The organism is Pseudomonas sp. 14P_5.3_Bac1 (assembly GCF_025466135.1).
GTDB lineage: Bacteria > Pseudomonadota > Gammaproteobacteria > Pseudomonadales > Pseudomonadaceae > Aquipseudomonas.
This window is the reverse complement of the sequence record NZ_JANLOF010000039.1, coordinates 39,123-62,987: the sequence shown is the minus strand read 5'-3', so window position 1 is coordinate 62,987 and position 23,865 is coordinate 39,123. Positions and strand designations below refer to the sequence as shown.

Genomic DNA, 23,865 nt, shown 5'->3' with positions numbered 1-23,865 from the left:
ATGCCCCGCATCTTTCGATGCGGGGCATTTTTTATGGCGCTAGCAATCAGTCATCACGGCCCATGATGCCGAAGATCTGCAACAGGCTGATGAACAGGTTGTAGATCGATACATACAGGCTGATGGTCGCCATGATGTAGTTGCGCTCACCGCCGTGGATGATGGCGCTGGTCTGGAACAGGATGCATACAGAGGAGAACAGCACAAACCCTGCGCTGATCGCCAACTGCAAGCCGCTGATCTGGAAGAACATGCCTGCGACCACTGCTGCCAGCAACACGAAGAAGCCAGCGGTGATGAAGCCGCCCAGGAAGCTCATGTCCTTGCGGCTGATCAGCACGTAGGCCGACAGACCACCAAAGACCAGGGCCGTCATGGCAAACGCCGAGCTGACCACTTGCGCGCCGCCGGCCATGCCGAGGTAACGGTTAAGGATCGGGCCGAGGATAAAGCCCATGAAACCCGTCAAGGCAAACGCCGACACCAGACCCCAGGCCGAGTCACGCAGCTTGTTGGTCAGGAAAAACAGACCGTAGAAACCGATCAACACGACAAAGATGTTCGGGTAGCCAACGCGCATTTGCTGCGCTACATACGCCATTACGCCGCTGAATGCGAGGGTAAGGGCGAGCAAGCCGTACGTATTGCGCAACACGCGGCTGACTTCAAGCTGCTCAGCCTGCGCGTTACCATTCACTGCGTAATTCTGTTCGCGCATGGCGACACTCCTTCAGTTTTGAAACGTTCAGTCGCAAAGATCATAACAGACGCTCTGTAACAAGCGATGCCGAGAGTTTGACAGTGTGTTTCATTCGGGTATTATGGCGCCCGCTGACACGGGATGGGCTACTATAATCCTGTGATGCGAAAGGGAAATTGGCAGAGTGGTTGAATGCACCGGTCTTGAAAACCGGCGAACGTTAATAGCGTTCCCAGGGTTCGAATCCCTGGTTTCCCGCCAAGATTTACACAAAAGCCTCGCGAAAGCGGGGCTTTTGCGTTTCCGGGGTTTGAGAAATCAAGCAGCCTAGCTACTGATCGTTTTCGCATCATTTCAGGCGGTTTCCGCAACTCATTGCAAATTGCGGTCAGCGGGTCGGCTTAACGATCTGCCCGACGCGCTGATAAACCATCTCTGTTATTCGCTAGTCCGTGTGCCCGAGCAGGTGGCTGGCGTCGCACTGCTTTAATTTACCTTTCAGGCCCGGCAGTCAAATGCTGGGCCCATCCGCCGCATCGGCATCAGCGCACTCATTCGGCTGTTCGACGCGCGGCGATCACGACGTAGCGGGCTGTCACTGATCTTCGAATGCATGGCGATTCTAGGCAGGAACTAAAGCCCTCGCTTACCATTCGTGGCTTACCGCCAACATTTGGGGGGAGAGTGGGGGACGTGCAAGATCAGCACAAAAAGTTTGATTGGTAGTCTTGCAGTGTTGATCATCAAGCGCTGGATCAGAATGGAGCAGTTATGACTCGAGTATGGAAGATTTCAGCACTTGTCTGGTTGGCGCTCCTTAGCGCTTGCACGATCACAGGGCCAACATTTACACCTCTTAAAAACGTGGATTCACAACAGGGTGTCATCTATGTCTACAGGCCCAGTAACTACGACATGGGCTTAATGTCTGCCATGATTTCTTTGGATGGCAAGCAAGTAGCGTCTCTGGAGAACGGTGGTTACATAGCCGTACCTGTTACACCAGGTGAGCACAGGGTCACTCAGAAATGGAAAGCTGGAATTCTGGGGAATTCTGATCTTGAGGGCGGCACCACCGCCGTTGTCATCGACGTTAAAAGCTCAGATGCCTCGTACATCAGCCTCACGTCCAGCAGCGCCAGAGTGCGTGTAAACCAATCAAACGCTGTCAAGCTGCATTGGCAGCTTAATAAAATCTCTGCCGACCAGGCATTGCCCGAGATTTCTCAATGTAGAAAGGTTGAGGCGATCTAGTTCCAATCGGGCCGCAATACCAACAGCCAAATTGTGCGCAAAGAAAAGCCCGCGATGGGGATCAGCGGGCTTAAAGGGATGTTCACCAGGAGCTTGGGTTAACCATAGGCGCTTGACTGTGAAAAGTTTGTGAGTGTCTGGCGAGGTCACTGCCTGGATTGCGATATAACGGCAATGGCGTCCACCTAAAATCCGTGGGCAGCCATGCCAAGGGCTTTAGGCGGCCTACGGTGCAACACCGCGCCGTGATGACATAAAGGCGTTATTCTGGGGACAGGCGACGCAGCATGGCGCCGCCGTTCCGCTTGTATCCGCCGGTAAGCATCAGGAGATCCTGTGTCCACTTCCGAGCTGACTTCGCACATCTTCAGTACGCCCCGTCATACGACGCACTATGTGGCGTCGGGGCCTGCCGAGGGGCCATTGATGATGTTCCTGCACGGCTGGCCGGAGCTCGGTCTGATCTGGCGCGCGCAGATGGAAGCGTTCGCTGCCCAGGGCTGGCACTGCGTTGCACCCGACATGCGCGGCTATGGCGGCTCTTCTGTGCCGGCGGACACCCGCGCGTACTCCATTGAAAACATCGTGGCGGACATGGCAGAGCTTCATGACCATCTCGGTGGAATGCCCGCCATTTGGGTGGGCCACGATTGGGGCAGCGTTGTGGCGGGTGAATTGGTTGCTCATGAGCCCCAGCGCAGCCGCGGCGTTGTGCTGATTTCGGTCCCGTACTTCCCCACCACCAACGCGCTGCCGACGCTCGTCCCGCTGGTTGACCGGACAATCTATCCGGCAGACGAGTATCCAGACGGTCAATGGGACTATTACCGCTATTACAACACGCACTTCGAGTCCGCCGTCGCAGACCTTGATGCAGATAAAGCCGCATCACTGGCTTCGATTTATCGACGAGGCGACCCTGCGAGCATCACTAAAGTCGCATCAAACGCCCAAGTCACCAGCAAAGGAGGGCGGTTTGGCGCAGCGCACCGAGCCCCGCCCACCCAGCCCGACCCCGCGCTCTGGCCGCAGGCGGACTTCGCGGCACTGGTGCGCAGTTTTGAGGAGCATGGTTTCCGCGCGCCCTGCGCGTGGTATTTGAACGACGACGCCAACATCGCTTATGCCCATCGAGCGCCCAATGGCGGCCGCCTGTCCCTGCCCGTACTGTTTGTGAACGGCGACTACGACCCGATGAATACCATCAAGGGTAATCAGCTGGGCGAGCCAATGCGTGCGGCCTGCGCAGACCTCACTGTGACGAGCTTATCTGGCGGGCATTGGTTGCCGGTGGAGTGCAAGGCCGAACTCGTTGAAGCAATCAGTACCTGGCTTCAGCGCAGAAACTTACGATGAGTATCGAGACATTGACGTTGAGGTGCGCCGGCTAAGGCTTGTGAACGTTTCGGCATGGCTCATGAACACGGCCATGATCACCAGCCGGTTATTGACAGGCCTCACTACCCGGCAAACTGCGCGTCTGCCGGGCTTGAAGAGCGTTTAAGGCATCAAGACCGAGTCGACAACGTGGATCACGCCGTTGGACTGCATCACGTCTGCGATGCTGATACTTGCCTTACCGCCTTTGGCATCTACCACCCAAAGCTTGCCGTCGTGCAGCTTGATATTCAGCGACTCACCTTGAACTGTTTTCAGCATAACGGTGCCGCCGTTCTTTTTGGCGTCGGCCTTAAGTTGTGCCGATGTATGAGTGCCGGGTACGACATGGTAGGTCAGGATTTTAGTCAGGTCGGCTTTGTGTTCAGGCTTGACCAGCGTATCGACGGTGCCTGCGGGCAGCTTGGCAAAGGCTTCGTTTGTCGGCACGAATACGGTGAATGGTCCTTTGCTATTAAGCGTATCAACCAACCCGGCAGCCTTGACTGCTGCAACCAGCGTCGTGTGGTCCTTTGAATTGACCGCGTTTTCCACGATGGTTTTACTGGGGTACATCGCTGCGCCTCCGACCATCACAGAGTCGGCGGCGAAGCTTGCGGTTGCAGTTACGGAGAGAATAGCGAAGCAGGCTGCTGCAGCAATTTTTTTGTAAAAGGCGTGCATGGTGTATCTCCTTGGCTCGTATGCCCTGCGAGTGAGGGTATTGAATCTACGCGCCAGCGATCAAAGTGGATGCACCCGTTCATACAATAATTTTGTGAGCGTCTCGCGTGTTCGCTCAAGTTTCTTCCTGAAGTGGCAGCTAATGGCCGAAGACTTCAAGGTTTGAATGCCGAACGAATCTTTTCCGCTGTAGTACAACCCTCGCCAGGAGCGTGTGTTTTGAGATTACAAAACTGACTTTTCTGAGCGGAACAAGGTTTCTATAAGGACCTTGGCTGGGCGTAAAACACATTCAGTAGTTGGCTTTTCTGTAGCGCTGCTCGCCGATAGGGTTTGGCGCGCTCATCCGGTCGAATCCGGCGGGGGTCAGGGGCGCCTGCAGCGTGTCGACCCGTTGCGCACCCTACGCAGGTGGTGCCCGACAGATGCGTTTTTACCCAGTACCTGCCCATCCAACTGCGCCATGAAAAGGCATGAGAACTGCTGTCAGGCCGTTCCCGCACTCTTGTACTGCGCTGCCAACCGCTACATAATCCCACCGCTGAGGTTGATGTCTTTAGCAGCAAGGACGAAGACTGTGCCGCTTATGAGTCGTGCATTTTTCGAGCTGCGCCGATTGCACTGCCAAGCATTTATATATTGAAGAAATCAACGCTACACACATTGACGCCCCTCAGGAAAAAACATGTACAAGATGATTGCGGCACTGAGCTTTCTCGCTATAACTTCAGCGACAATGACTGGATGCAATGAAAAGGAAGGAAGCAAGGAAAACGCGGCAGCTACCAAAACCACTTATAACCCATCTGATAAATGCGCCATTGACACCATCGCCGGAAAGACCGGTGCAAGTATTTACGTTCCGCGCAGCGTTGTTCAATTCAACGGCTGGGCTTTCGATAGCGTTAACCAAAGTGCTTCGAAGGAAATCAAACTTCGCCTGAACGGTTATAAGGGCGATCCTGTCGCATTCAAGGATCATACTGTTATTGATCGCCCGGACGTGGCAAAGGCATTCAACAATCAGAAGCTCTTGAAGTCAGGTTTCTCCTTCAATGCTGATTTGTCTTCGTTGGAACCAGGTGGCTACAGCATCTCCATTGAGATCCCTGGAGAGAATTCCTCTCTGCTATGCCAATCCAAGGTCTTGCTTGTAATCGAATAACCCCAACATTCGCTGCCAGCCTCGAAGCCACTTCAAATGAAGCCGTTCAAATGAAGTCGCGAGCATGAGCGTTGAGGCTCGCAGCGCTTGATCTAAAAGTCTTCAGCCGATTGAAAAGCTGAATTCAGCACGACAAAAATGCCCTACTGGTACGCGTAATATTGCTCACTTAAGCGCAGCAATCCTACGATCCCGCCTCGGACGGTACTTCAGAAGCGTCCCGCTTACACCGACCCACAGCCTTCACCATTTGCAAAAATAGTATTGCTGCGGTTTCAAAGTGCATGAGAAAGGCTCTTGCTTGACTCACACAAAAGCCCCGTTAAAGCGGGGGCTTCTGCATTTCTGGGATAAAAGACGCTCGACGCAGGAGCCTCCGATTATTTCTTCTTACTTGAACAAACCACCGATGGCATTGATCGCATCCGCGGCCTTGTTCACGTTTTGCTGGCGTTGAGGATGGGTGTCCACCTGCGCCTGAGCGTTGTAGTTGGAATTACTGCAGCTTTTGTTGGTTTGCGTCAGCGCTGCCTGGAAGGCCGTCGCGCGCAAGGTGTCACCCTTGGCATTGGCCGCGTTTATGTTTGCCTGCAGGTCGCGGATCTGTTGCTGGCAGGAGGCGTTAGTGGTGTTGAGGGTGTTGCTGTTGCTGGCGCCGCCCAGGGCAGACGACAGGGCGCCTGTCAGGGCGGTCAGGTCGGCAGCGTGGGTGGGCAGGGTAAGCAGGCTGAGCAGGGTGGCGGCTGGCGCGAGTTTGGAAAGACGCATGGCAAACCTCAATGTTTGATTGCCTGCGCTCAAGTGGGGACCCGAGCTGGCGCAGAACAATATCCGTATAGAGGTGAGCGCTCGGGTGGAACGAAATATAGGTTGGTCAATTATTGACCTTCAATATCGGCGTTGCATAAATGTGAGTTGTTTCACGTTGTGCGTCGCCATCGCTGGCGGCCCACCAGGTTTACAGCGGCTCTACCTGCGTGCGGTAGTAAACATCCAAAGCTGAAAGCCTGAATGCCGAGCGCTGATCGGCACCATTCGTCTAATGCTTTGCACTCTGAATGCTGCGCCGTCTCTCAAGCTTAAGTGCGCATTTCCCGTGCGCCAAAGCGGAGAGTCAACATGGAAATCAACGAGAAGGCGCCAGGAAACCTTTCCCAACAAGCCGTGACGCGCGGCACAGACAACGAAACGGGCCACGATCCGCGCCAAGATGAGGGCGCGCTCCCATTGCCGCCTGACGACGACGCGCCGCTGGAAGAGGATATGTCGGATGTGGACGCGGCTGATTCAGTCGCGAGTGAACACCCCGATAATTGATCATTTCACTTCAGCGACCCGGCCACTGCGCCGGGTTTTTTATTGCCTGCAAAACGTGATCACCCATGCAACCCGTCTAGATCAAAGGTTTTAAGCCGACTCAGGGTTGCCATGCGTGGTTTTGGCGATTAACCTGAAAATGTTTGAATTGTTACGAATAATTTCGGGTGCGACCGATTTCGGTTTTGCACGACTTCAGGATGAGGAACGAAAAATGTTTTCACACGAAGGTCCCGCACTAGAGCTGTTACTGTTCGTTTTTGGCTTGGCAGGCCTGCTTCTGGTCGTCTGGTTCTGTCATCACCAATACGAGCGAAAAACCGGGAAGGGCGTTAAAAAACAACAAAATCGTAACGAAAGCCGCTCGAACTAGGGTGATCAACGCGGTGCCAGCGGTCGGCCATTAAGCCTGACCGCCGGCAAAATGCAGCGTTACGCGACGGTGCAAATCCAGCGGTGATTTTGCCGATACGGCGCGCGGGTGAAGTGCACATCTGAAACCAGATTCAGGCCGCGCTCCTGAAGCGCTTCGGTTAATGCTACGAGTGTCTCTGCTTGGATAGTCATTGCTGTTACCTCGTCAGATTTACTGCGTTCATAGTTCTTGACCGGGCGGGCAACTGACTAATTCAAATTATCTATGCGCGTGTTTAACCTCTTGCGCCGGGTGGCGATTGGTTCAGCGTCATCGCTCATTCATCCAGTTCAGTAAACAGGTGAAATGGAGCAAAAAAACCGCGCAGCCAGTGCTGTGGTACGACGATAAGGCGAGTATCCAATGAGAATCGCAGACAAAGAAAAGCCCACGATGGGCGCGCGGGCTTAAAGGTGTTCACTTAGGAGCTGAGTTGAGCCTATGCGCCCGACTGTGAAAACCGTGTGAAATGCGCTCCTCGGTTAGGCTTTTTTGCACCTTGGCGGCGTGCTCACGTACTGTGCGGCTTCCTTACCCAAACTTTGCGGTGGTGTTTGCATGTCAGATGAAGTGCGGCTTGTCGTCATTATCAATACGCAGCCCGGCAAGGGCGCCGAGCAACGTGCAGCGTTCGCCAAACTGGCCCCATTGGTCAGGGCTGAGCAGGGCTGTCTGCAGTACGATTTGCACCCCGTGGGCGGCAACCCTGACAGTTTTGTCTTGATCGAAAAGTGGGCTTCGAAGGACGCCCTGGCCGCCCACCATGAGGCCGCTCATATGGTTGAAGCAGCCAGGCACAATCCGTCTTTTCGCGCCGGCCCCGCGACCGTTCTGCTGTTAGAGGATGCGCTCTAGCCTCATAGCTGCACCCGCCGCAGCCTGCCACTGAGCGGCGCCACAGTGCCGTCGGGTGTCGGCAGCGGTCGGCCCGTCAAGCCCATGCCTTCGCTCACCACTACCGCGTCCTGCACCACACACAGGTTGGACGGCGTATCCAGCCCGCGCGCGAGCACTTCCACTGTTGCGTTGCGCAGGTCACAGCGCAACAGTCGCCCGGTAAAGCGGGTAAAGCCTCCGTGCAGCGGCTCGCCGTTCCAGTCCGGCAGCAAGGGCTGTTGCAGATGGCTGCACAGCTCCAGCACCAGCAGATTGCCTTGCGGGCACAGCGCCAGCCCGGTGGGCAGTTGCAGGCCGCGAATCACCACTTCGATTTGCCCACTGGCCGGGTGAACTCGAATCACTTGCCCGGCGTAGTCGGCAAAGTCGATGCCTTTGCGCGCGGGGTCGCCGTGCAATTCCCCAGAGAACAGGCTGATCAACACGGCGTCTGTGTGCGGCTCGTACACCAGGGTGACAGGAACAGCTTCCTGATCCTCATCCAGAACGGGCAATTGCGCGAGCACACGTTCTTGCTCGCCGTGGCTGAACTCCACCAGTTGATTGGTATCCGGTTTCACCGCCAGCCAACTGCGTCGCGTCGGGTGGTAGCACAGCGCGTTCAGGTTGCCACGGCTGTGGAATACCGGCTCGGGCGGGCTGTATTGCAGGTCGAGCAGTCTGGAACCGCCGACGTAATCGGTTTGGCTGGCCAGGCAACGTCCGTCACCACAGGCGATGTCGGACAGGCCCATGATTTCATCGCGCAGCATGCGCGCCTGCAGGTTCATGCTGCGAAAACCCTGTGCGAGCACTTCGCCGGGCAGATAGGCCCAAGGCCTCAGCGGGTCGGGCTGCAGCCGACTGATGCGACTGCTGAACGGCTGGTCTGCCACGCCTGAGCCGGCTTCGGCCAGCCACAGGCTGCCATCGGCTTGCAGGCACACGCCACGCGGGTTGAGCAGGCCTTCGGCGATTACGCTGCTCGGGCGCAGGGCTTCGATGGGCTGTGCGGGAATATGAAGTGTCATAGCGTTCGCTTCCTATTGCGGTGGCTGCCACGGGCTGCCGGTGAGATAGGCCCGCAGCAGTGCGCGCTGAGCGGGGGACATCGAGCGCACCACCGGCATGAACAGCGTGGTGCCTTTGTAGGCGTCCGAGGTGCGCGCAAGGATCGCGTTCTTCGCGCCCATGATCGCGTCAGGCTGGTTCAACGGCACGTAGCGCGACATGGCGGGGAAGGCCAGGTAGTGAAAGCGCAGCACATTCGGGTACACCTGTTGCCAGGTAATGACGCTGCCCTTGGCGATGCCAAAGTCGGTCTGAGCGTATTTTCGGAAGTTGGTGAAAAAGGCGCCGTTGTCCACGCCATTGGCCGTGTAGGTCAGGGCCACGAAGCCCGCCTGGGCGGCGCTGCCGGTTTTGAGCGTAACGGGAAAACTCACCGTCTGTTGGCCAGCATTCACCGTCAGCGAGGTCGGAAAGTTGAGAAAGTCCGTGTATTGCTTCTGCTCGTAGACGCCCGGCGCACTCGCTGCCAGGCTGACTTTGGTGGCGCCGGGCACCGGCCCGCCCAGGTAGCGAACCTGCAAGGTGACCGTCAGGCCGTTGGGGTAATCCTCCAGGTACACGTTGCGCTGATCCGCATACACCCGATAGGTCGACTCGGTCGCCTGCAACTGAGTCCCGGCCACCTGGCCAGGGGCGTTGATCGCCAACGGCGTGGTCCTGACGGCCTGCTGCTGGCTGGTGGTCAGCGCCACATCGACGATGCCGCCATACACGTAGTAATTGACCAGCGGGCTGGCAGTCGGGTTGAGGGTGATCAGCGGCGCGGCACCGGCCGAAATGGTCACCGGCCCATAATTCGCATTCGGCCCGATCGGGCTGGTGATGTCGTCCCGTACCGCGCGGAAGGTTTGCTTGGGAATCACATTGACCATGTCCAGGCTCAACAGCCCGTTATTGCCCAGCGCCGCATAGGCGGCGTTGTTCGTGGCTGCGTTGACCAATTGCCGCCCCGGCTGGCAGCTCAGCGGCTCGCTGGCAAACGCCGGGGCCAGCGTACCGATGACCCGGCCAATGCTCGGGTTGGGCGTGTATTTACCGGCAGCATAATCGGCATCGAGCTGCGCGGTGGTCATCTGCGGGCACATCTCGAACATCACGAAACGCAGGACGATGCCCGTCGCGCCCGGCGCCTGGATGATCGCCTTGAGGCCGCTGCTGTTCGGGTTCCAGCTGACGATGCTGCTCAGCGGGAACGTCAGCTGGAACGTGCCGCTGGCATGGAACGACCCCGGAGCGTCCATTTTTGCCGGCTCGAGCACGCGCCCGGTCACGTCGAAACTGCTGCACACCGCATTGCAGCGAATCAGCAGTTGGATATTGTCGTTGCTGCCGATTTGCAGGCCGCCGACAAAAATCTGCGTGGTGGTCGAGGCGCTGGGGTCCAGATCCACCATCATCGGCCCGGACACCGGTGCCTGGCCGCTCACCGGGTCCACCGAACCGAGCAGGTACACCGGCTGACCGACCTGGTCACCCGTGGTGCTGATATTGCCGGGGCTGCCTTGGGAACTGATCAAGGCGTTCTGCATGTCCACCACGTGCTGGCCGTAGTGGTTCCAGCCGCCGGCGGTGTAGTAGTTACCGTCGGGCGCGTTGATCATGCTGTTCAACTGGTCATCGGTGTAAGACTGCGCGCCGGGTGCCAGGGTCGAAGTGGTCAGGTCGAAGAGCGGCCATTGCTTGTTGCCATTGAAAGGAATGGTCGGCGAGTTGTTCGGCAAGCTCACGTCCGTGCGGATGCCGCCCCAGAAATTCAGTCGTGGTCCGTTGAGGATGCTCATGGTCTATTCCTTGCCCGTGGCGTGTGGGGTGATGGGGCTGTTGGCAAATTTGAACAGGTAGGAGAAGTCGGACTTGAACGGGCTCTTCACCGGTGTCGCCATCGAATGGCAGTTCATGCAACTGCTGGTGGGCTGGATATAGCTTTCCATGGTCACGTTGGCCGACAGCGCCGGGGTCGGCTGGCCCAGTGGGTTGCCTGGGTTGTTCGGCATCAGCGGGCGCTGGGTGGTGATCAACTGGTAGTACTTCAACACGCTGCGTTGCAGGCCCGGATCGTTGCGGTAGTTGTTGTTCACCCAGCTCGTCACATCCGCAATGGGCGTTACGCGGTTCAGCGGGTTGGGCGTCTGGAATGTGGTGCCGGGCTTGGGCACGCAGACCAGCTGGGTGCCTTGTGTTTGCCAGTTGCAGGGTGACTGGTTCAGCGCGGAGGTGGGCGCGGCCGCATTGAAGTAGGAATAGGCCGTGCCGGGCGCCGGTTGATCGACCCAACGACCGTTGACTTTGGCTTTGGGCGGCACGTTCTCGACCTGCTCGAAAGTGGACCAGATCCACTGCGGGTAACCGTTGACCTTGGTGATGATGTGCAAGCCCACCAGGCCCAGGTACGCCTCGCCGACCCCAATGCGTTGCCCCTGGCTGTTGAACCGCGCCACGCGGGCAAACTGTGTGAGGTAATGGCTGGCATTGTCACGGGCTGTGAGCACGCGCCAGCTGGATTTGACCTCGATCACGCCATTGGGGAAGTTGATGGTATTGGCCTTGGACACCACATTCGCGTTGTAGAAGTTATTGACGACGATGTAGTTGTAGGACGCCTGGTTGGCCGAAATATCGTAGTAGGTCGGGTTGCCTGCCTGATCGATCAACCAGCCGCCCACCGCCTGGTCGATGGAGTTGACCAGTGAGCTGTTTTTCAGCGCTGCGATGTTGATGATGCCCAGGCTTCTGGCGGTCAGCGGGCTATTCCACGGCCCGGGGTTGGCGGCCCCCGGCAGGAAAATTTCGCTGACGGTCTTGTAGGTCTGCCACACGGTGTAGCCGGGGTCGCCGGGTTGTTTGCTGCAGTTGGGCGCGCCGCGCTGCCCGTCCTGTGCCGGCCAGTTCAAGGCAACAAAAAGCTGCCAGCTGTATTGATCGAACTGGTCCTGGCTGGCAGTGGCTGCGGGCGCGCTCGTGGGCGGCTGGCAATTGAGTTGCGTGGCCAATGCCGAGGGCTTGCCGCTGTCGTCCCTGGCAAAGGCGCCGGGGCTGAGCAGCATCAGCAATAGCAACAGTCGGCTCAAGAGGCTGGCGTTCATAACACACTCCTTTGAAAACCGGGTGACAGGGGCGTCACCCGGTGGTCCTGTGCGTGGCTTACGCGTAGTCGTTCATGCTCAGCGGGATGGGTGGATAGTTACGCTTCACCAACGCCTGCGCCCATAGTTCCAGCACGGCGCGACGGCTTTGCGGCATGTCCCGCGTGATGGGCATCGCCAGCGTGCTTTCCTCCTGATACGCCTTGCTGATCAACACGATCAGTTGGTCGACGGCGCCCTCGATGCGCGTCAGGTTATTGAGCGGCATGTACTTGCTCATGATCGGGTAGAGGTAATAGAACGGCTGCAGGATGAACGGGTAGATGAAGGTCTCCCAGATCAGTTGGCCGGCATTTTCACGCTGATAAATCAGGTTCCAGGCGTTGACGAAATCCTGCTGCATCTGCGGTTCCAGCGGCAGTACACGCAGCGGCGCGAGAAAATCGGTAAAGGCCTGGTTGAGCGGAAAGCTGAAAGGAATCTCCGGTTCCTGCTGGCCTTCCTGGACAAAGAAACGCAAGGTCGGAAAGCCCGGCGCCTGGGCCGTGACCGTCAGGTTAGCGATGCCATTGGCGTCGGTCTGGATCTTGGTCAGGCTAAATTGCACCGGGCTGTTCAGCGGGTCTTGCAACGTGCGTTGCAGGGTGATCGGGTTGGCGAACGTCAGCGTCGGGCTCAGGGCGACAGCGGCGGGCGTCGGCAGAAATTGCTGGTAGGTCACCGGCACGGTTTGATCGGCGGGCACCGCCAGCCGGGTTGCCATGAGCTGGCGGCCCGTGCCTTCGGTGATCTGGCCGGCCAAGGTCTTCGCACCGACGAATTGCGGCAGGCAGGGGCTGTTGTTGGCCGGGTTCTGCGGGTCGTTGTTGAACAGCGAAAAGTCCGCTGCGTTACTGAACGCCAGGTAGTAATCGGTGGTGCACAGCATGTAGGCATTGCCGTATTCGGCCACCCACAACGTGGTGCCGGCCGGTGCGGGCTGGCCGTCGTATTGCACCATCACCTGCAACGTCTTGGTGTCGCCCACGTCGATAAAGCTGGCGCTCTCTACCACCTCGGCGGTCCACAGTTGCTGGGTCGCGGCGATGACCGGCGTGGTGCCTTGCTGTTGCAGTTCCAGCGTGCCGGATTGCAGCTGCGCCTGGGCCTCGACGGTGAGCGGCAGGTCGAGGATGCCGGCGCGCTTGTCGAACGCCAATTGCTGGTAATCGTCATAGCCAAAGCTGGCCAATGGGCTGAATTGCGTGCCTTGGCGGATACCGATCTGGTAGTTGCCGGCCTGGTACTTGGCCGCGACCGGAATGTCGGCTTTGCTGTCGATGGGGTAGAACGGAAAGGCGTTGCCCAGGTCCAGCGACAAGGTATTGCCATGGGCCTGGGCCGAGATCACGCCCAGTTGAACCTGGCTGGTGGTGCCCGGTGAGGTTTTGTAGATCGCCACCTTGGCGGCCGGCACCAGGCGCCTGCCTGCCGGCGCGGTGGGAAATTCATCCTCAAACCACAACCCCAGGCTGCCGACGGTACGGCTATAGGCCGGGTTGAAGAAAATATCCCCGACGTTATCCAGCGCCTGTTGATACATGGCCTGTACCTTGGCCTGGGCTTCGGGCGTGGCGCTGTGGGTGTTGATGGGTGGATAGTTGTTGAAGATGCCGTTCTTGTCGTAGCAGGTCAGGTAGGTGGTAAAGCGGAACATCAGCCCCTTGGCCTGTTGTTGCGCCATCTGCGCCTGCAGGTTTTGCAGCAAGGCCGAGTTGCCGATCACCCACGTCAGGTTTTCTTTCGGGAAGCAGGTCTGCCAGGTGGTGGTCACGTACGCCAGGCCGCCGAGGTTGGCCCAGTTGAAATTGAGGAAACGGTCGAGCATGCGGTGCTCGCGGTTGAGCGTCAGGCCGCATTGCGCATTGCCCAGCACCAGCTTGTCGAAGTACAGCGCGGTGAAAGTGTTCTGCCACGGGCTCACGTCGACAAAACGCGCCGGCGACGTCGGCGCGCCGCCAAACGGATTGCCGAGCAGCTGATAACTTTGATTGATCAGCGGGTCCTGGCTGACGTAACCACCGTCGGGCAACTCGCCGCCGGTGATCACCGACTGGGTCTGGTTGTAGCTCACGGTGCCGCAGGCGTTATCGCCGAACAGGTTCCATTCGCCGGGAATCATGGGGGATGCCAACTGCCCGGCATTGCCCGGCACCTGCATCACGTAGTCCGGCACGGCGGCCGGCGCCAGTGGCGCGATGGTCCACGGCAGCAGTTGGCTGGCGGCGTTCAGCGGCGTGATCTTGAAGGCTTCCAGAAACCGCCAGTTCATCTGCATTTTGACCGCATCGTAAAGCGGGTACATGTCGTTGTTGTTGGCGGTCGGCGGGTTCCAGAACATATGGCCGCCCAGGTAGATACGCGGGAAATTCAATACGCTCATGTGAGGCTCCTTAGCGTTGCCACTGGGCGCGTTTGAGCGACCAGACAAAGTCCAGTTTGTGATACCCGACAAAGTCGGAAGCCGGCAGTGCGGCGGTTGGGTAGACGATGCCGCCGTTTTGTTTGAGGGCGAAATTGAAGTAGCCCTTGGTCGGCGAATACGCGGCGGTGCCGTGGCAGGCGAAACACGACGACTGGTTCTGGAACGCCGATTCCAATTGGGAGTTGGCGAGCAGCGTGGGCGTGGTATTGGATTGCACGCCGATCAACTCGTATTGCGCCAGCGTCGGGTTGCTTGCCTGAAAACTCGTATTGACCGGTTGCGCCGCCGGGGTCGGCCCGGTGCTGTTGGTCATCGGCGTGGGCGGGATCGCGTTGGTCACGGTGTACTTGCTGTTGTTGCGGTTTTCGAAGGTGGTCCACACCCAGTCGGGGTTCAACTTGTTGATCACATGCAAGCCGCTCAACGCGGCATAGCCGACCACGTACTCACTGCCTTGCTGGTAGTAGGTCTGGGCGATGTAGTAGCCATCGTTGGTCAGTTGCTGCTGGTAGGTCGGGTTGTTGCCGATCCACAGCCAGGCGGCCTTCAGTTCCCAGGCCGTGGAGGGAAAGTTGAGGTCGCTGGTCAAGGCGGCCTGGCCATTCACGTTGTAAACCTTCTGCTGCACGATGTAGTTGAAGGTGTCCGGGCCCATCAGCAGCTGAAACCGCACCGCCTGGCCTTGCTGGGCTTGCGGCACCTGGCCGCCCATTTCCAGGATCAGCCCGTCCACCTGTTGCGTGGCGTTGAGGTTGTGAAACAGACGATTGACGTTCATGCCCATCGCCTGGGCTTGCGTCAGCACCGCAGCGGGCACGGGTGTGCGCTGGGCGTAGGGCAGGGGTTGCGTGCCATTGGCCAGGTAAACCTGGTCTGAAGGCTTCATGGTTTCCCAGGCCCGATCAGGGCTTTGTGCCGCAGCCGGTTGGTTGAGGCAGACAAACCAGTTCCAGGCCAGGGTCTCGGGGCTCTGGGTGAAGGTGGCTCGCGTCTTGTCGAGGTTGCCGCCAAACTGCAGAAAATTCGTGCAGTCGAAGGCCGTGCTTGCGCCTTGGGCCTGGGCCAATCCGGCCAGTGCACTCAGGACAGTGATAGATAAGGCTCGCCGCATGGAAGCTCCTTGGCATTGGCCAGTTCGAGGTGTGGGCGCCCCAGGAAATGTTCCAGGAGCAGTTGCTTGACTGCCGTCGCCGCAAGCTGCTGCGGTAACGCCAGGTCGCAATTGGTGATCAGCAATGGGCCGGTCTGTGCGCTGCTGGGCAGGCGGCCGTGGCTGCCACGCACCAGCGTGGTGTCCAGCGCGATCAGGTCCATGTAGTAGCGAAAGCCGAGCTTTTTTTGCAGCAGGCGGCGCGCCATTTTCAGTTTGGGGAAGCGAATCGCCGGGTCGATGAACAGCTCGACCGGGTCGTAGCCAGGCTTGCGGTGGATGTCCACGGTGCGCGCAAAGTCCGGCGCCTTGCGCTCATCCAGCCAGTAGTAGTAATCGAACCAGTACCCCGCGGCGGCCACGGCCACCAGCTCGCCGCTGCGCGGGTGATCGAGCTGCCAGGTGCGTTGCTCGGCTTTATCGAGCACCTGCTCGATACCGGGCTGGCGCTGCAGCAAGGCTTTGATCCGCGCAATGTCCTGTGCCTGCTTCACGTAGATGTGCGCAACCTGATGATCGGCCACCGCAAACGCCGCACTGGCGCCCGGGTCGAGCAATTCCCAGCTCAAGGATTGGCGCACCTGCAACAGGCCTTCGGCGCGCAGCACGCGGTTGATCGACACCGACTGCTCGACCGCTTCGATGCCGTACTCGGACAGCACCATCACCGCTGCCCCCTGCGCCTCGGCGAAGGCCAGCAGGCGCCCCACCTCGGCGTCGATGGCGCGCACTTCATCGGCAATCGAGGGGTGCTCAGGCCCCACGCGCTGCAAGCTGTAGTCGAGGTGAGGCAAGTAGATCAATTGCAGGTGAGGGCGATTGATCTGGAACTCGGCCATTGCGCAATCGACGATCCAGCGGCTTGATGCAATGCCCGCCGCCGGCCCCCAGAAGCCATGGAAAGGGAACTCGCCAATCTGCGCCTCGATCTGCTCATGCAGGCCGGGCGGTGACGAATACAGGCCGAACTGTTTGCGCCCATCGGCCGGGTAATGCGGGCGCGGGGTGATGGCGGCGTCTACGTCGGCGTACATGTTGTACCACCAGAACAACTGGCTGCAGCGAAAGCCCGGCAGCTCGCGCTTGAGCGTGTGCCAGACCTTTTCGCCCTGGATCAGCGCGTTGGGTTGCAGCCAGAAACGCACCTCGGCCTGATCGCGAAAGTACCAGCCATTGCCGACAATCCCGTGCTGCGACGGCGGTACGCCGGTGAGGATCGAAGCTTGCACCGTCGAGGTCACGGCGGGGAACACCGGTTGCAGGCTGGCCAGCTTGGCGGTCTTGAGCAGGGTGTTGATGTGCGGCGTCGCTTCGCCCAGCAGCGAGGGCGTCAGCCCGACCACATTGATCAGCAGCAGCGGTTGTTCAGAGGGCATCGGCGTAGGCCTCCCGCACATGCAACAGGTTGCGCTGGCGCAGTTGCTCTTCGACCCAGCGCAGTTCGGCGGCGATGCCGGCCAGTTGAGCGGCCTCGGTTGCGGGCCGCAATTCGACGGGCAGCACGCCCCAGCTGTAGGTTTCCACCTCCAGCACCGGGCGAAAATCGGCATGCGCCGCCAGGTAATCGAAGGTCTGCGCCAGGGCAACCTGGCTGCCGCTGAGTTCGGGCAACAACAGGTGGTCGCTGAACAGCGGGATGTGGAAGTGGATGCGCAGTTCGTCGAACCCGGCGCAGTCATTCAGGGCGGCCGGCAGGTCTGGCCAGGCCACTCGATGGCCCTGGGGCGTGAGCGCTTTCACCTGGTGCAAGTAGGTGAGTTCGGCGAAGGTGCTCAGGGTCTTGAGCACGTGTTCGCGCCGGCTGGCATCGTCCGATGGCAAGCGGCAAATCATCGCGTTGGACAGCTGGACCTTGCCCACCGGCACCCCGGCCGCGCGCAGCCGTTCCAGCGACTGGTAGCAGTCTTCGAACATCACCGCCTGGTGGCACACATCGAAGCACAACGCCAAGTAGGCATGGTTGGGGTCCATGGCGTGTCGGCGCTGGAAAAACGCGATGGCCTGCTCGGTGTTTTCCAGCACGCAGTCCGGTTCCATTTCCAGGCAGAACACGATTTTCTTGCCGGTTTGCCAATGCAGGTGGGCGAGTGCGGCGGTGAGTTGGCTCAGATGCTCGTCGGCGCGCGCCTGCAATGCCGGCGTCCAGGTGGCGGCATAGCCCAGCGGTACCGTGGAAATCACGCCGTGGCGGCAGTCGTTTGGCAAGGCATCGGCGAGGATGCGCGCCAGGTCCAGGCTGTAGACCAGGCGTTGCGGGTCGGCCCAATTGGGCAGGTAGACGTCGGCTTTGACGGCGCCCTGATGAAATTCGCCATAGGGAAAACCGTTCAGCGAGGTCAGGCGCAAGCCGCTTTGCGTGAGCAATGCCAGGAACGGCACGCGCGCCGATTCCTGCTGCAGCTGCGCCGCCGCATGAGCGCAAATCCACAGGCCGCTGTCCTGTTGCCGCAGCCCGCGCAAACTGCGCACGCCCTCAAAGTGCTGCTTGATCGAGGCACGTAACCCGGCCAGGTCGCGGGTCGGGTGCACATTGCTGCAATACCCGAGTTGGGCGGCCGTCCAGCCGCTGCCGGCACTCATTTGACCACCGGTTCCTGGCCGCGCAGGGCGGAGTTTTCCTGCCATTGCTTGCGCTGGTCGATGGGCAGCGGCGTGCTCACCAGCGCCTTGTCGAGCTGGCCACTTTGGGCAAAAAAATCCACCGGGTTATGGAACAGCACCTGCTCCACCTGGGCTTCGCTGAAGCCTGCGGCCAACATCGCCTGGCCGGTCTTGGGCACTTTGAGTGGGTCGCTGATGCCCCAGTCGGCAGCGCTGTTGACCACCATTTTTTCGGTGCCGTATTCCTTGAGCAGCGCGACCATGCGCTGCTCCGACATCTTGGTGTTGGGGTAGATGGAATGGCCGCGCCAGCACTCGCTGTCGAGCACCAGCGGCAAGGTCAGTTCGTTGAGGTGGTCGATGATCACCAGGTGCTCGGCGATGCCTACTTCACGGATCACCGCGAGGGTGCGTTTGGTGCCGCCGATCTTGTCGCGGTGCGGCGTGTGCACCAGCACCGGCAGGTTGAATTGCTTGGCCAGCTCCAGCTGCGCGGCGAGAAAACGGTCCTCTTCAGGGGTGATGTCGTCGTAGCCGATTTCGCCCACCGCGACTACGCCGTCCTTGACCAGGTAGCGCGGCAGAATCTGCAGCACTTCATTGGCGATCGACAGGTCATTCGCTTCTTTGGGGTTAAGGCCGATGGTGCAGAAATGATGAATGCCAAACATGCTCGCGCGAAAGCGTTCCCAGCCCAGCAGCGTGTCAAAGTAGTCGACAAAACTGCCGACACTGGTGCGCGCCTGGCCCTGCCAGAACGCCGGTTCGATCACGCCGGTGATGCCGGCGGCGGCCATGTTCTGGTAGTCGTCGGTGGTGCGGCTGACCATATGAATATGCGGATCGAAGTACTTGAGCATGGTGAATCCTCGTCAAGGGCAGGGGCGGCGTTGTGCGGTGTCAGTTCAGGCAGGCGCGCCATTGCGGCGGCAGGTTCAGGCTTCGCAGGCGCTGGTGTTGCGCCGGGCTGAGCAGGTCAAAGGCGATGACGGTGGGCAGCCCGGGGGACACGGTTCGCTCGGCCGCGAGCTGTTCATCGAGCAGGTCAAGGGCCAGCTGGTTGAGCGTGACGCCCTGGCGCTGCGTGAGGCCCATCAAGCGCCCGACGTCGAGGCCCATGCCGAGCGCTTTGAGTACCAACTGGTGAAAGGCGCGCTCCGGGTAATGGCGTGACGGGTAGGCCGTGTCGAGGGCAAGGGCGGCAAATACCTGCGGGTTGCTGGTGCGCCCGGCCTGCAGGGCGAGCTCCACGCAAAGGCCTTCGCTGTCGAGCCAGTCGAGCGCACCCAGCAGGGCGATTTTTTCCTGGTCATCACCCCACAGGAACAGCTGGCGCAGCAACGGTACCTGCTCGGTGGCCGGGGTGTGTTCGAGTGCCTTGGCCGCTAACAGCGCACGTGCCAACTCGACGGCCGGCGGGGGCAGCAGGCGCTTGCATTGGCCGCTCAACAACGCCGCCAGTGTGGCGCTGGGTTGCTGGGCAAGCTGCGCCTGCGCCTGCTGCCACCAATCCAGTTCGGCGGCGTTCAGTTGCTGGGTCAGGGCTTGAAGGTGTGCGGCGAGGCCATCCTGGCGCATGTTCATGTCGGCTTGATCCAACGCTGAAAATGGGGAAGCAGGAAAAACACCAGCACACACAACAGGCTGCCCAACGGTTGGTTGGCCACCGCCAGCACCAGCGCGTCGAACAGCGGCAGGGCGGCCAGGCCAGCGCCGATAAAGGCACGCACCTGGCGTTGTTGCGGGTTGGCCAGGTGTTTCCAGTAATGCCAGCCCAGCCAGCCGAGCCACAGCAGCAATACCGGCCAGAACCACAGCGTGTTGGAGTAGAACGCCAGGGCCAGTGGGCTGAGCATCAGCAGCAATGGCAAGCGGCTGATCAGCTGGTTGCGATGCTCCTGGCGCGCCAGGTAGGTCAGGCCGCTGATGTACACCCCAAGCAGCATCGCGCACAGCCAGATCGGCTCCGGCGGCACCGCCAGGCTGGCCGCTGCCGTGAGGTACAGCGCCGAGCGACAGGCGCCCATCAGCCACACGCTGTGGGCGTATTTCTTGTGCAGCAGGTTGTAGCCGACGATGCAGCCCACCAACAGCACCACGCTGCCAAGCAACCAATGCGGCTTGTCGATCAAGCGGCTCAGGCCCAGTACCGCTGCGGCGGCGAGTATCAGCAGCAGCGCCGTGGCCAGGCCGACTTGTTGCCGGCTGGCCAAACCCAGGGTGATCGGACGCGGGTTGTGGTGTTGCCGATCCCAGTCGGCGTCGAGCCAGTCGTTCAAGAGCATGCCGGCCAGGTACAGCAGCGACAGCGTGATCAGCAGCAACCCCCACACCAGCGACGACGGCGGTGCCAGGGCGCCGGCGCTGCTGGCGAGCAGGGCCGCAGCGAGGGTGTTGGTCCATACCGTGGGCAGGTTGGAGACGCGGCCCAGGGTCATCCAGGTTTTCATCGGGCTCATTGTGCGTAACCCTCGCCCAGCGTCAGCGCTGCTTCGCTTGCGGTCGACAACCGTTGCAGCGCGACCTCCATCGTCGCGCTGTCGATTTCATGCAGGTCCACCGACTGGCCGATGCGGTTGAGCATGGGGATCGACAGTTGCCCGCCCAGGTGCTGGCGGAACTCCTCCAGCCCCAGCAACAGCGGCGAGCGACCCTGCGCATCTTTCAATGCCAGCTCCGGCGGGCACAGGTTGAAGCCCAGTTTGCGCAGCAGGCTCATCACTCGCTCAGTGTCGGTATCGCTCAACAACCCCAAGGCATTCGCATACAGCCCATCCAACGCCATGCCCACCGCGACCGCTTCGCCATGGCGCAGCCGGTGGTGGCTGAGGTTTTCCAATTTGTGCGCGGCCCAGTGGCCGTAATCCAGCGGCCGGCCGTTGCCGCGTTCGAACGGGTCGCCGGCGCCGGTGATGTGCGCCAGGTGCAGCTCGGCGCAGCGGCGAATCGCATGGCGGCTGGCCGGGTGATCAAAGCGGGCGAGGGCATCGGCGTGTTGTTCCATCCACGCGAAGAACGCCTGGTCCTTGATCAGCGCCACCTTGACCGCTTCGGCCAGCCCGGCGATCTGGTCGCGGCGGGTGAGGCTGGTGAGCAGTTGGAAGTCGTTGATCACCGCCGTGGCAGGGTAGAAAGCGCCCAGCAGGTTCTTCTGGCCGAAGGCATTGATGCCGTTTTTCACGCCGATGCCGGCGTCGTTCTGGGCCAGTACCGTGCTGGGAATACGGATCAGGCGAATGCCGCGGTGGAAGGTGGCGCAGGCGTAGCCCACCGCATCCAGGACCGCGCCGCCGCCCAGGGCCAGCACGTAGCAATGCCGGTCCAGGCCGTGTTGCAGCATGTCGGTGTAGAGCTGCTCCAGCACGCGTGAGGTTTTGCTCAGTTCACCCGCCGGCACGGCGATGGGGGCGGTTTGCAAATGCAGGTCTGCATGGGCGGCGAAATAGGCGTCGATTTGCGCCAGCAATTGCGGGGCGCTGTGCAGCAGTTGCGCATCGGCGAACACCATTACCGTCACCGGCGCCTCGTGCTGGGTGACGAGCGCGCGGTGCAGGCACGGGTTGAGCGGATCAAACACGTGATCGGTGAACATCACCGGGTAGTCGTAACTGACCTCGAACCGTCCGCGCAGCGGCTGCTGCCCATCGGGTTTGCGTTTGAGCAGGCTGTAACCGGCCATAAACGCCAGCGGCAGCACCATGCTGGCGAGGAGGGTGACCAGCAGCGAGTTCTGCTCGATCAGCAACGTGCCGATGGCGGTGTAAGCCAGTGCCAGTCCGGCGTTGGCCAGGGTGGTGATCAGCAAGAATGCGCGCAGCGGGTAGCGTTGCATGCCGGCGGCCACCACCGAGGTTTCCGCCAGCACCGGCACGCCGCGCAGGCAAATCAGCGACAACGTGCCCAGCCGATACGCCAACTGCCCAGGCTGACGCTGAGGCAAGCCAAGGCGGCCGGACAGCAAGCGCAAATAGCCGGCGCCAAGGGCATAGCCCAACCCGGCGCCCAGGCACAGCCCAATGAAAATCACCAGGTAACCGCCAAGGCTGCCGAGCATGGCCACCGCCAGCAACGCCACCAGGCTTGACGGCACTGGCAACACCACATCGAGGGCGAGCAGGGCGAGCAACAGCATCGCCAGGTTGAATGCCTGGGCAGGCGTCGAAGGTTGGTACAGGTTGAGGTGAATCAGGAAGTCCTGGATCTGTTGTTCAAACAACAGGAAGCTGGCGATCACCAGCACAGCAAAGCCCATCAACGACAGCCAAAAATGTTCGGCTGGCCCCTTTTTCGAGAACGCACGGTACCACCGGCTGCGCTTCATCAAAGCATCCCTTTTGAGAGTTAAGACTAAGTTCCGTGTCAGTGTTAAGCGCTGTTTTCAGAGCAATAGAGTTCCTCGCCCGTCGGGCTGGTTGTGTGCGTAATGGCTGATGGCTTTCACGGTATTCATGAACGTAGCCGGTTGTGGTTTTTTTGCAAGTTTGCGCCGCAAGGAGTTTAAAACCGGCAGGTTGGCGAGGTTTACACAGCGATATTTATCTACGTTTTACAAGTAGTTGTATGGCTTTTTTTAAAGCGTCAAGAACCCGTTGTTGCAGGCGTTGGCAAGTAACAAGTTCAATACAAGGTCTTAACGTTGGTTATTTAGATTATTGCCGCTGGCTATAAGTCGTTCGGCACTAAGTGCTTGTCGAGAATGGTTCCGCTTAAGGCGTCTGCATAAGTGTGTTACTTACCCATGAACCGAAAACCGCCGGACAACTTATCCTTTAGATAGCCAACTAACGTACTGACCGATTTAGGTACATGGGGCGAGTACGGTCGAATCAGGTAAATCTCATCGGCAAACGCGCCCTTAAGCGTCCAGCCCTTGAGCACCTGCACTAATTTGCCACTGGCCAGTGCGGCCTGCGCGCTGAAATCCGGGAGCAGGGCGATGCCCAGGTGGTTCACCGCCGAGTCGCGCAGCGCTTCACTGTTATTGGTCGAAAAACTCCCAGCGATCGGCACGGTCACCCGTTCAACCTGTTTGCCGCCGCGTTCAAAGGTCCATGCCGGCTGGTCGGTGCCCCGCGGGTAGTACAGGCAGTTATGCGCGGTGAGGTCGCCAGGTTCGCGCGGTTCGCCTTGCTGCTGCAGGTACTCGCGCGTGGCGACCAGCACCGAGCCGGTGTCGCACAGCTTCCACGCCACATGGGTTTCCGGTACCTGGAAGCCGTGCCGTACCGCCAGGTCGTAGCCTTCGGCCGCCAGCGAACTCAAGGCATCCGAGACGTCCAGCTGGATGCGCACCTGCGGGTAAAGCTGCAGGAACTCGGACAGGTGCGGCACCAGCTGCTGGCGGGCAAACGCCACCGGCGCGGTGAGGCGCACCAGGCCGCGAATTTCCCCGGCAGCGTCGCGCACCGACGAGAAACTACGCGCGATGTGCGCATAGGCGCTGCGCACTTCGCGGGTCAGTGACAGGCCCGCATCGGTCAGCCGCACGCTGCGCGTGGTGCGGGTGACCAGCCGGGTGCCGGTGGCTTTCTCCAGGTCTGAAATGCGCTGGCTGACGGCGGACTTGCTCACCCCCAGGCGCGCGGCGGCGGCGGTGTAGGTGCCTTGCTCCTCAAGCACCGACAGCCAATGAATGTGGGTCCACAGCCCTTCGATCTCAGCTTTTTCCATGATTCTATTGTTCGCCTGTGAGGACAATAAGTTCTGGA

At 60.0% G+C, this 23,865-nt stretch carries 20 protein-coding genes and 1 tRNA gene; 6 read left to right on the top strand and 15 right to left on the bottom strand.

The annotated features are described in order from the left end of the window. Positions 1 to 46: 46 nt before the first annotated feature. Positions 47 to 718, bottom strand: a complete 672-nt coding sequence (locus tag NTD89_RS09755) for a Bax inhibitor-1/YccA family protein (RefSeq protein WP_145164757.1) — start codon at positions 716 to 718, stop codon at positions 47 to 49. Between the two features lie 152 nt (positions 719 to 870). Here NTD89_RS09755 and NTD89_RS09750 point away from each other — a divergent pair. From NTD89_RS09750 to NTD89_RS09740, 3 genes are all read left to right on the top strand, one after another. Next, positions 871 to 961 (top strand) — tRNA-Ser (locus tag NTD89_RS09750). Positions 962 to 1,471: 510 nt separating this feature from the next. After that, on the top strand, positions 1,472 to 1,954 hold the full coding sequence (locus NTD89_RS09745; protein WP_242198590.1) for a DUF2846 domain-containing protein: 483 nt from the start codon (positions 1,472 to 1,474) through the stop codon (positions 1,952 to 1,954). A gap of 336 nt (positions 1,955 to 2,290) precedes the next feature. Beyond that, positions 2,291 to 3,310: an alpha/beta fold hydrolase gene (locus NTD89_RS09740; protein ID WP_262207326.1), complete on the top strand. Its 1,020-nt coding sequence runs from the start codon at positions 2,291 to 2,293 to the stop codon at positions 3,308 to 3,310. Between the two features lie 144 nt (positions 3,311 to 3,454). On the opposite strand, the gene NTD89_RS09735 is transcribed toward NTD89_RS09740, so the two are convergent. Continuing rightward, positions 3,455 to 4,015 (bottom strand): fasciclin domain-containing protein, encoded by a 561-nt coding sequence (locus NTD89_RS09735; protein WP_262207325.1) that lies wholly within the window; start codon positions 4,013 to 4,015, stop codon positions 3,455 to 3,457. 685 nt (positions 4,016 to 4,700) lie between these two features. Here NTD89_RS09735 and NTD89_RS09730 point away from each other — a divergent pair. Next, positions 4,701 to 5,180: a hypothetical protein gene (locus tag NTD89_RS09730; protein ID WP_242198585.1), complete on the top strand. Its 480-nt coding sequence runs from the start codon at positions 4,701 to 4,703 to the stop codon at positions 5,178 to 5,180. Positions 5,181 to 5,570: 390 nt separating this feature from the next. Here the strand turns inward: NTD89_RS09730 and NTD89_RS09725 are convergent, their stop codons facing one another. Continuing rightward, positions 5,571 to 5,948, bottom strand: coding sequence for a DUF1090 family protein (locus NTD89_RS09725; RefSeq protein ID WP_262207323.1), 378 nt, complete (start codon positions 5,946 to 5,948; stop codon positions 5,571 to 5,573). Positions 5,949 to 6,299: 351 nt separating this feature from the next. Between NTD89_RS09725 and NTD89_RS09720 the strand changes: the two genes are divergently transcribed. Both NTD89_RS09720 and NTD89_RS09715 read left to right on the top strand, forming a co-directional pair. Next, positions 6,300 to 6,497 (top strand): hypothetical protein, encoded by a 198-nt coding sequence (locus NTD89_RS09720; RefSeq protein WP_145164776.1) that lies wholly within the window; start codon positions 6,300 to 6,302, stop codon positions 6,495 to 6,497. A 973-nt stretch (positions 6,498 to 7,470) separates the two neighbouring features. Further along, the gene (locus tag NTD89_RS09715) at positions 7,471 to 7,767 is read left to right on the top strand and encodes a putative quinol monooxygenase (RefSeq protein WP_262207322.1); all 297 of its coding nucleotides are present in this window, start codon (positions 7,471 to 7,473) and stop codon (positions 7,765 to 7,767) included. Between the two features lie 2 nt (positions 7,768 to 7,769). Here the strand turns inward: NTD89_RS09715 and NTD89_RS09710 are convergent, their stop codons facing one another. From NTD89_RS09710 to NTD89_RS09655, 12 genes are all read right to left on the bottom strand, one after another. Next, complete coding sequence (locus tag NTD89_RS09710; RefSeq protein WP_262207321.1) at positions 7,770 to 8,819, bottom strand: hypothetical protein; 1,050 nt, start codon at positions 8,817 to 8,819, stop codon at positions 7,770 to 7,772. A 12-nt stretch (positions 8,820 to 8,831) separates the two neighbouring features. Beyond that, entirely contained in the window at positions 8,832 to 10,640 is a 1,809-nt protein-coding gene (locus NTD89_RS09705) for a hypothetical protein (protein WP_262207320.1), read from the bottom strand. Positions 10,641 to 10,643: 3 nt separating this feature from the next. Further along, positions 10,644 to 11,942: a hypothetical protein gene (locus NTD89_RS09700; RefSeq protein ID WP_262207318.1), complete on the bottom strand. Its 1,299-nt coding sequence runs from the start codon at positions 11,940 to 11,942 to the stop codon at positions 10,644 to 10,646. A 58-nt stretch (positions 11,943 to 12,000) separates the two neighbouring features. Then, positions 12,001 to 14,364, bottom strand: a complete 2,364-nt coding sequence (locus NTD89_RS09695; protein ID WP_262207315.1) for a hypothetical protein — start codon at positions 14,362 to 14,364, stop codon at positions 12,001 to 12,003. A gap of 10 nt (positions 14,365 to 14,374) precedes the next feature. Further along, the gene (locus tag NTD89_RS09690) at positions 14,375 to 15,517 is read right to left on the bottom strand and encodes a hypothetical protein (protein WP_262207314.1); all 1,143 of its coding nucleotides are present in this window, start codon (positions 15,515 to 15,517) and stop codon (positions 14,375 to 14,377) included. After that, positions 15,487 to 16,932, bottom strand: coding sequence for an alkaline phosphatase family protein (locus tag NTD89_RS09685; protein WP_262207312.1), 1,446 nt, complete (start codon positions 16,930 to 16,932; stop codon positions 15,487 to 15,489). The genes NTD89_RS09690 and NTD89_RS09685 overlap by 31 nt, the downstream gene beginning before the upstream one ends. Then, complete coding sequence (gene eboE, locus NTD89_RS09680; protein WP_262207311.1) at positions 16,922 to 18,136, bottom strand: metabolite traffic protein EboE; 1,215 nt, start codon at positions 18,134 to 18,136, stop codon at positions 16,922 to 16,924. The genes NTD89_RS09685 and eboE overlap by 11 nt, the downstream gene beginning before the upstream one ends. Further along, complete coding sequence (locus NTD89_RS09675; protein ID WP_145164796.1) at positions 18,133 to 19,017, bottom strand: TatD family hydrolase; 885 nt, start codon at positions 19,015 to 19,017, stop codon at positions 18,133 to 18,135. The genes eboE and NTD89_RS09675 overlap by 4 nt, the downstream gene beginning before the upstream one ends. Before the next feature lie 40 nt (positions 19,018 to 19,057). Continuing rightward, on the bottom strand, positions 19,058 to 19,741 hold the full coding sequence (locus tag NTD89_RS09670; protein ID WP_262207309.1) for an EboA domain-containing protein: 684 nt from the start codon (positions 19,739 to 19,741) through the stop codon (positions 19,058 to 19,060). Beyond that, on the bottom strand, positions 19,738 to 20,607 hold the full coding sequence (locus NTD89_RS09665; protein WP_145164922.1) for a UbiA family prenyltransferase: 870 nt from the start codon (positions 20,605 to 20,607) through the stop codon (positions 19,738 to 19,740). The genes NTD89_RS09670 and NTD89_RS09665 overlap by 4 nt, the downstream gene beginning before the upstream one ends. 5 nt (positions 20,608 to 20,612) lie before the next feature. After that, the gene (locus NTD89_RS09660; RefSeq protein WP_262207307.1) at positions 20,613 to 22,478 is read right to left on the bottom strand and encodes a 3-dehydroquinate synthase; all 1,866 of its coding nucleotides are present in this window, start codon (positions 22,476 to 22,478) and stop codon (positions 20,613 to 20,615) included. A 407-nt stretch (positions 22,479 to 22,885) separates the two neighbouring features. After that, positions 22,886 to 23,827: a LysR family transcriptional regulator gene (locus NTD89_RS09655; RefSeq protein WP_262207305.1), complete on the bottom strand. Its 942-nt coding sequence runs from the start codon at positions 23,825 to 23,827 to the stop codon at positions 22,886 to 22,888. Positions 23,828 to 23,865 lie beyond the last annotated feature (38 nt).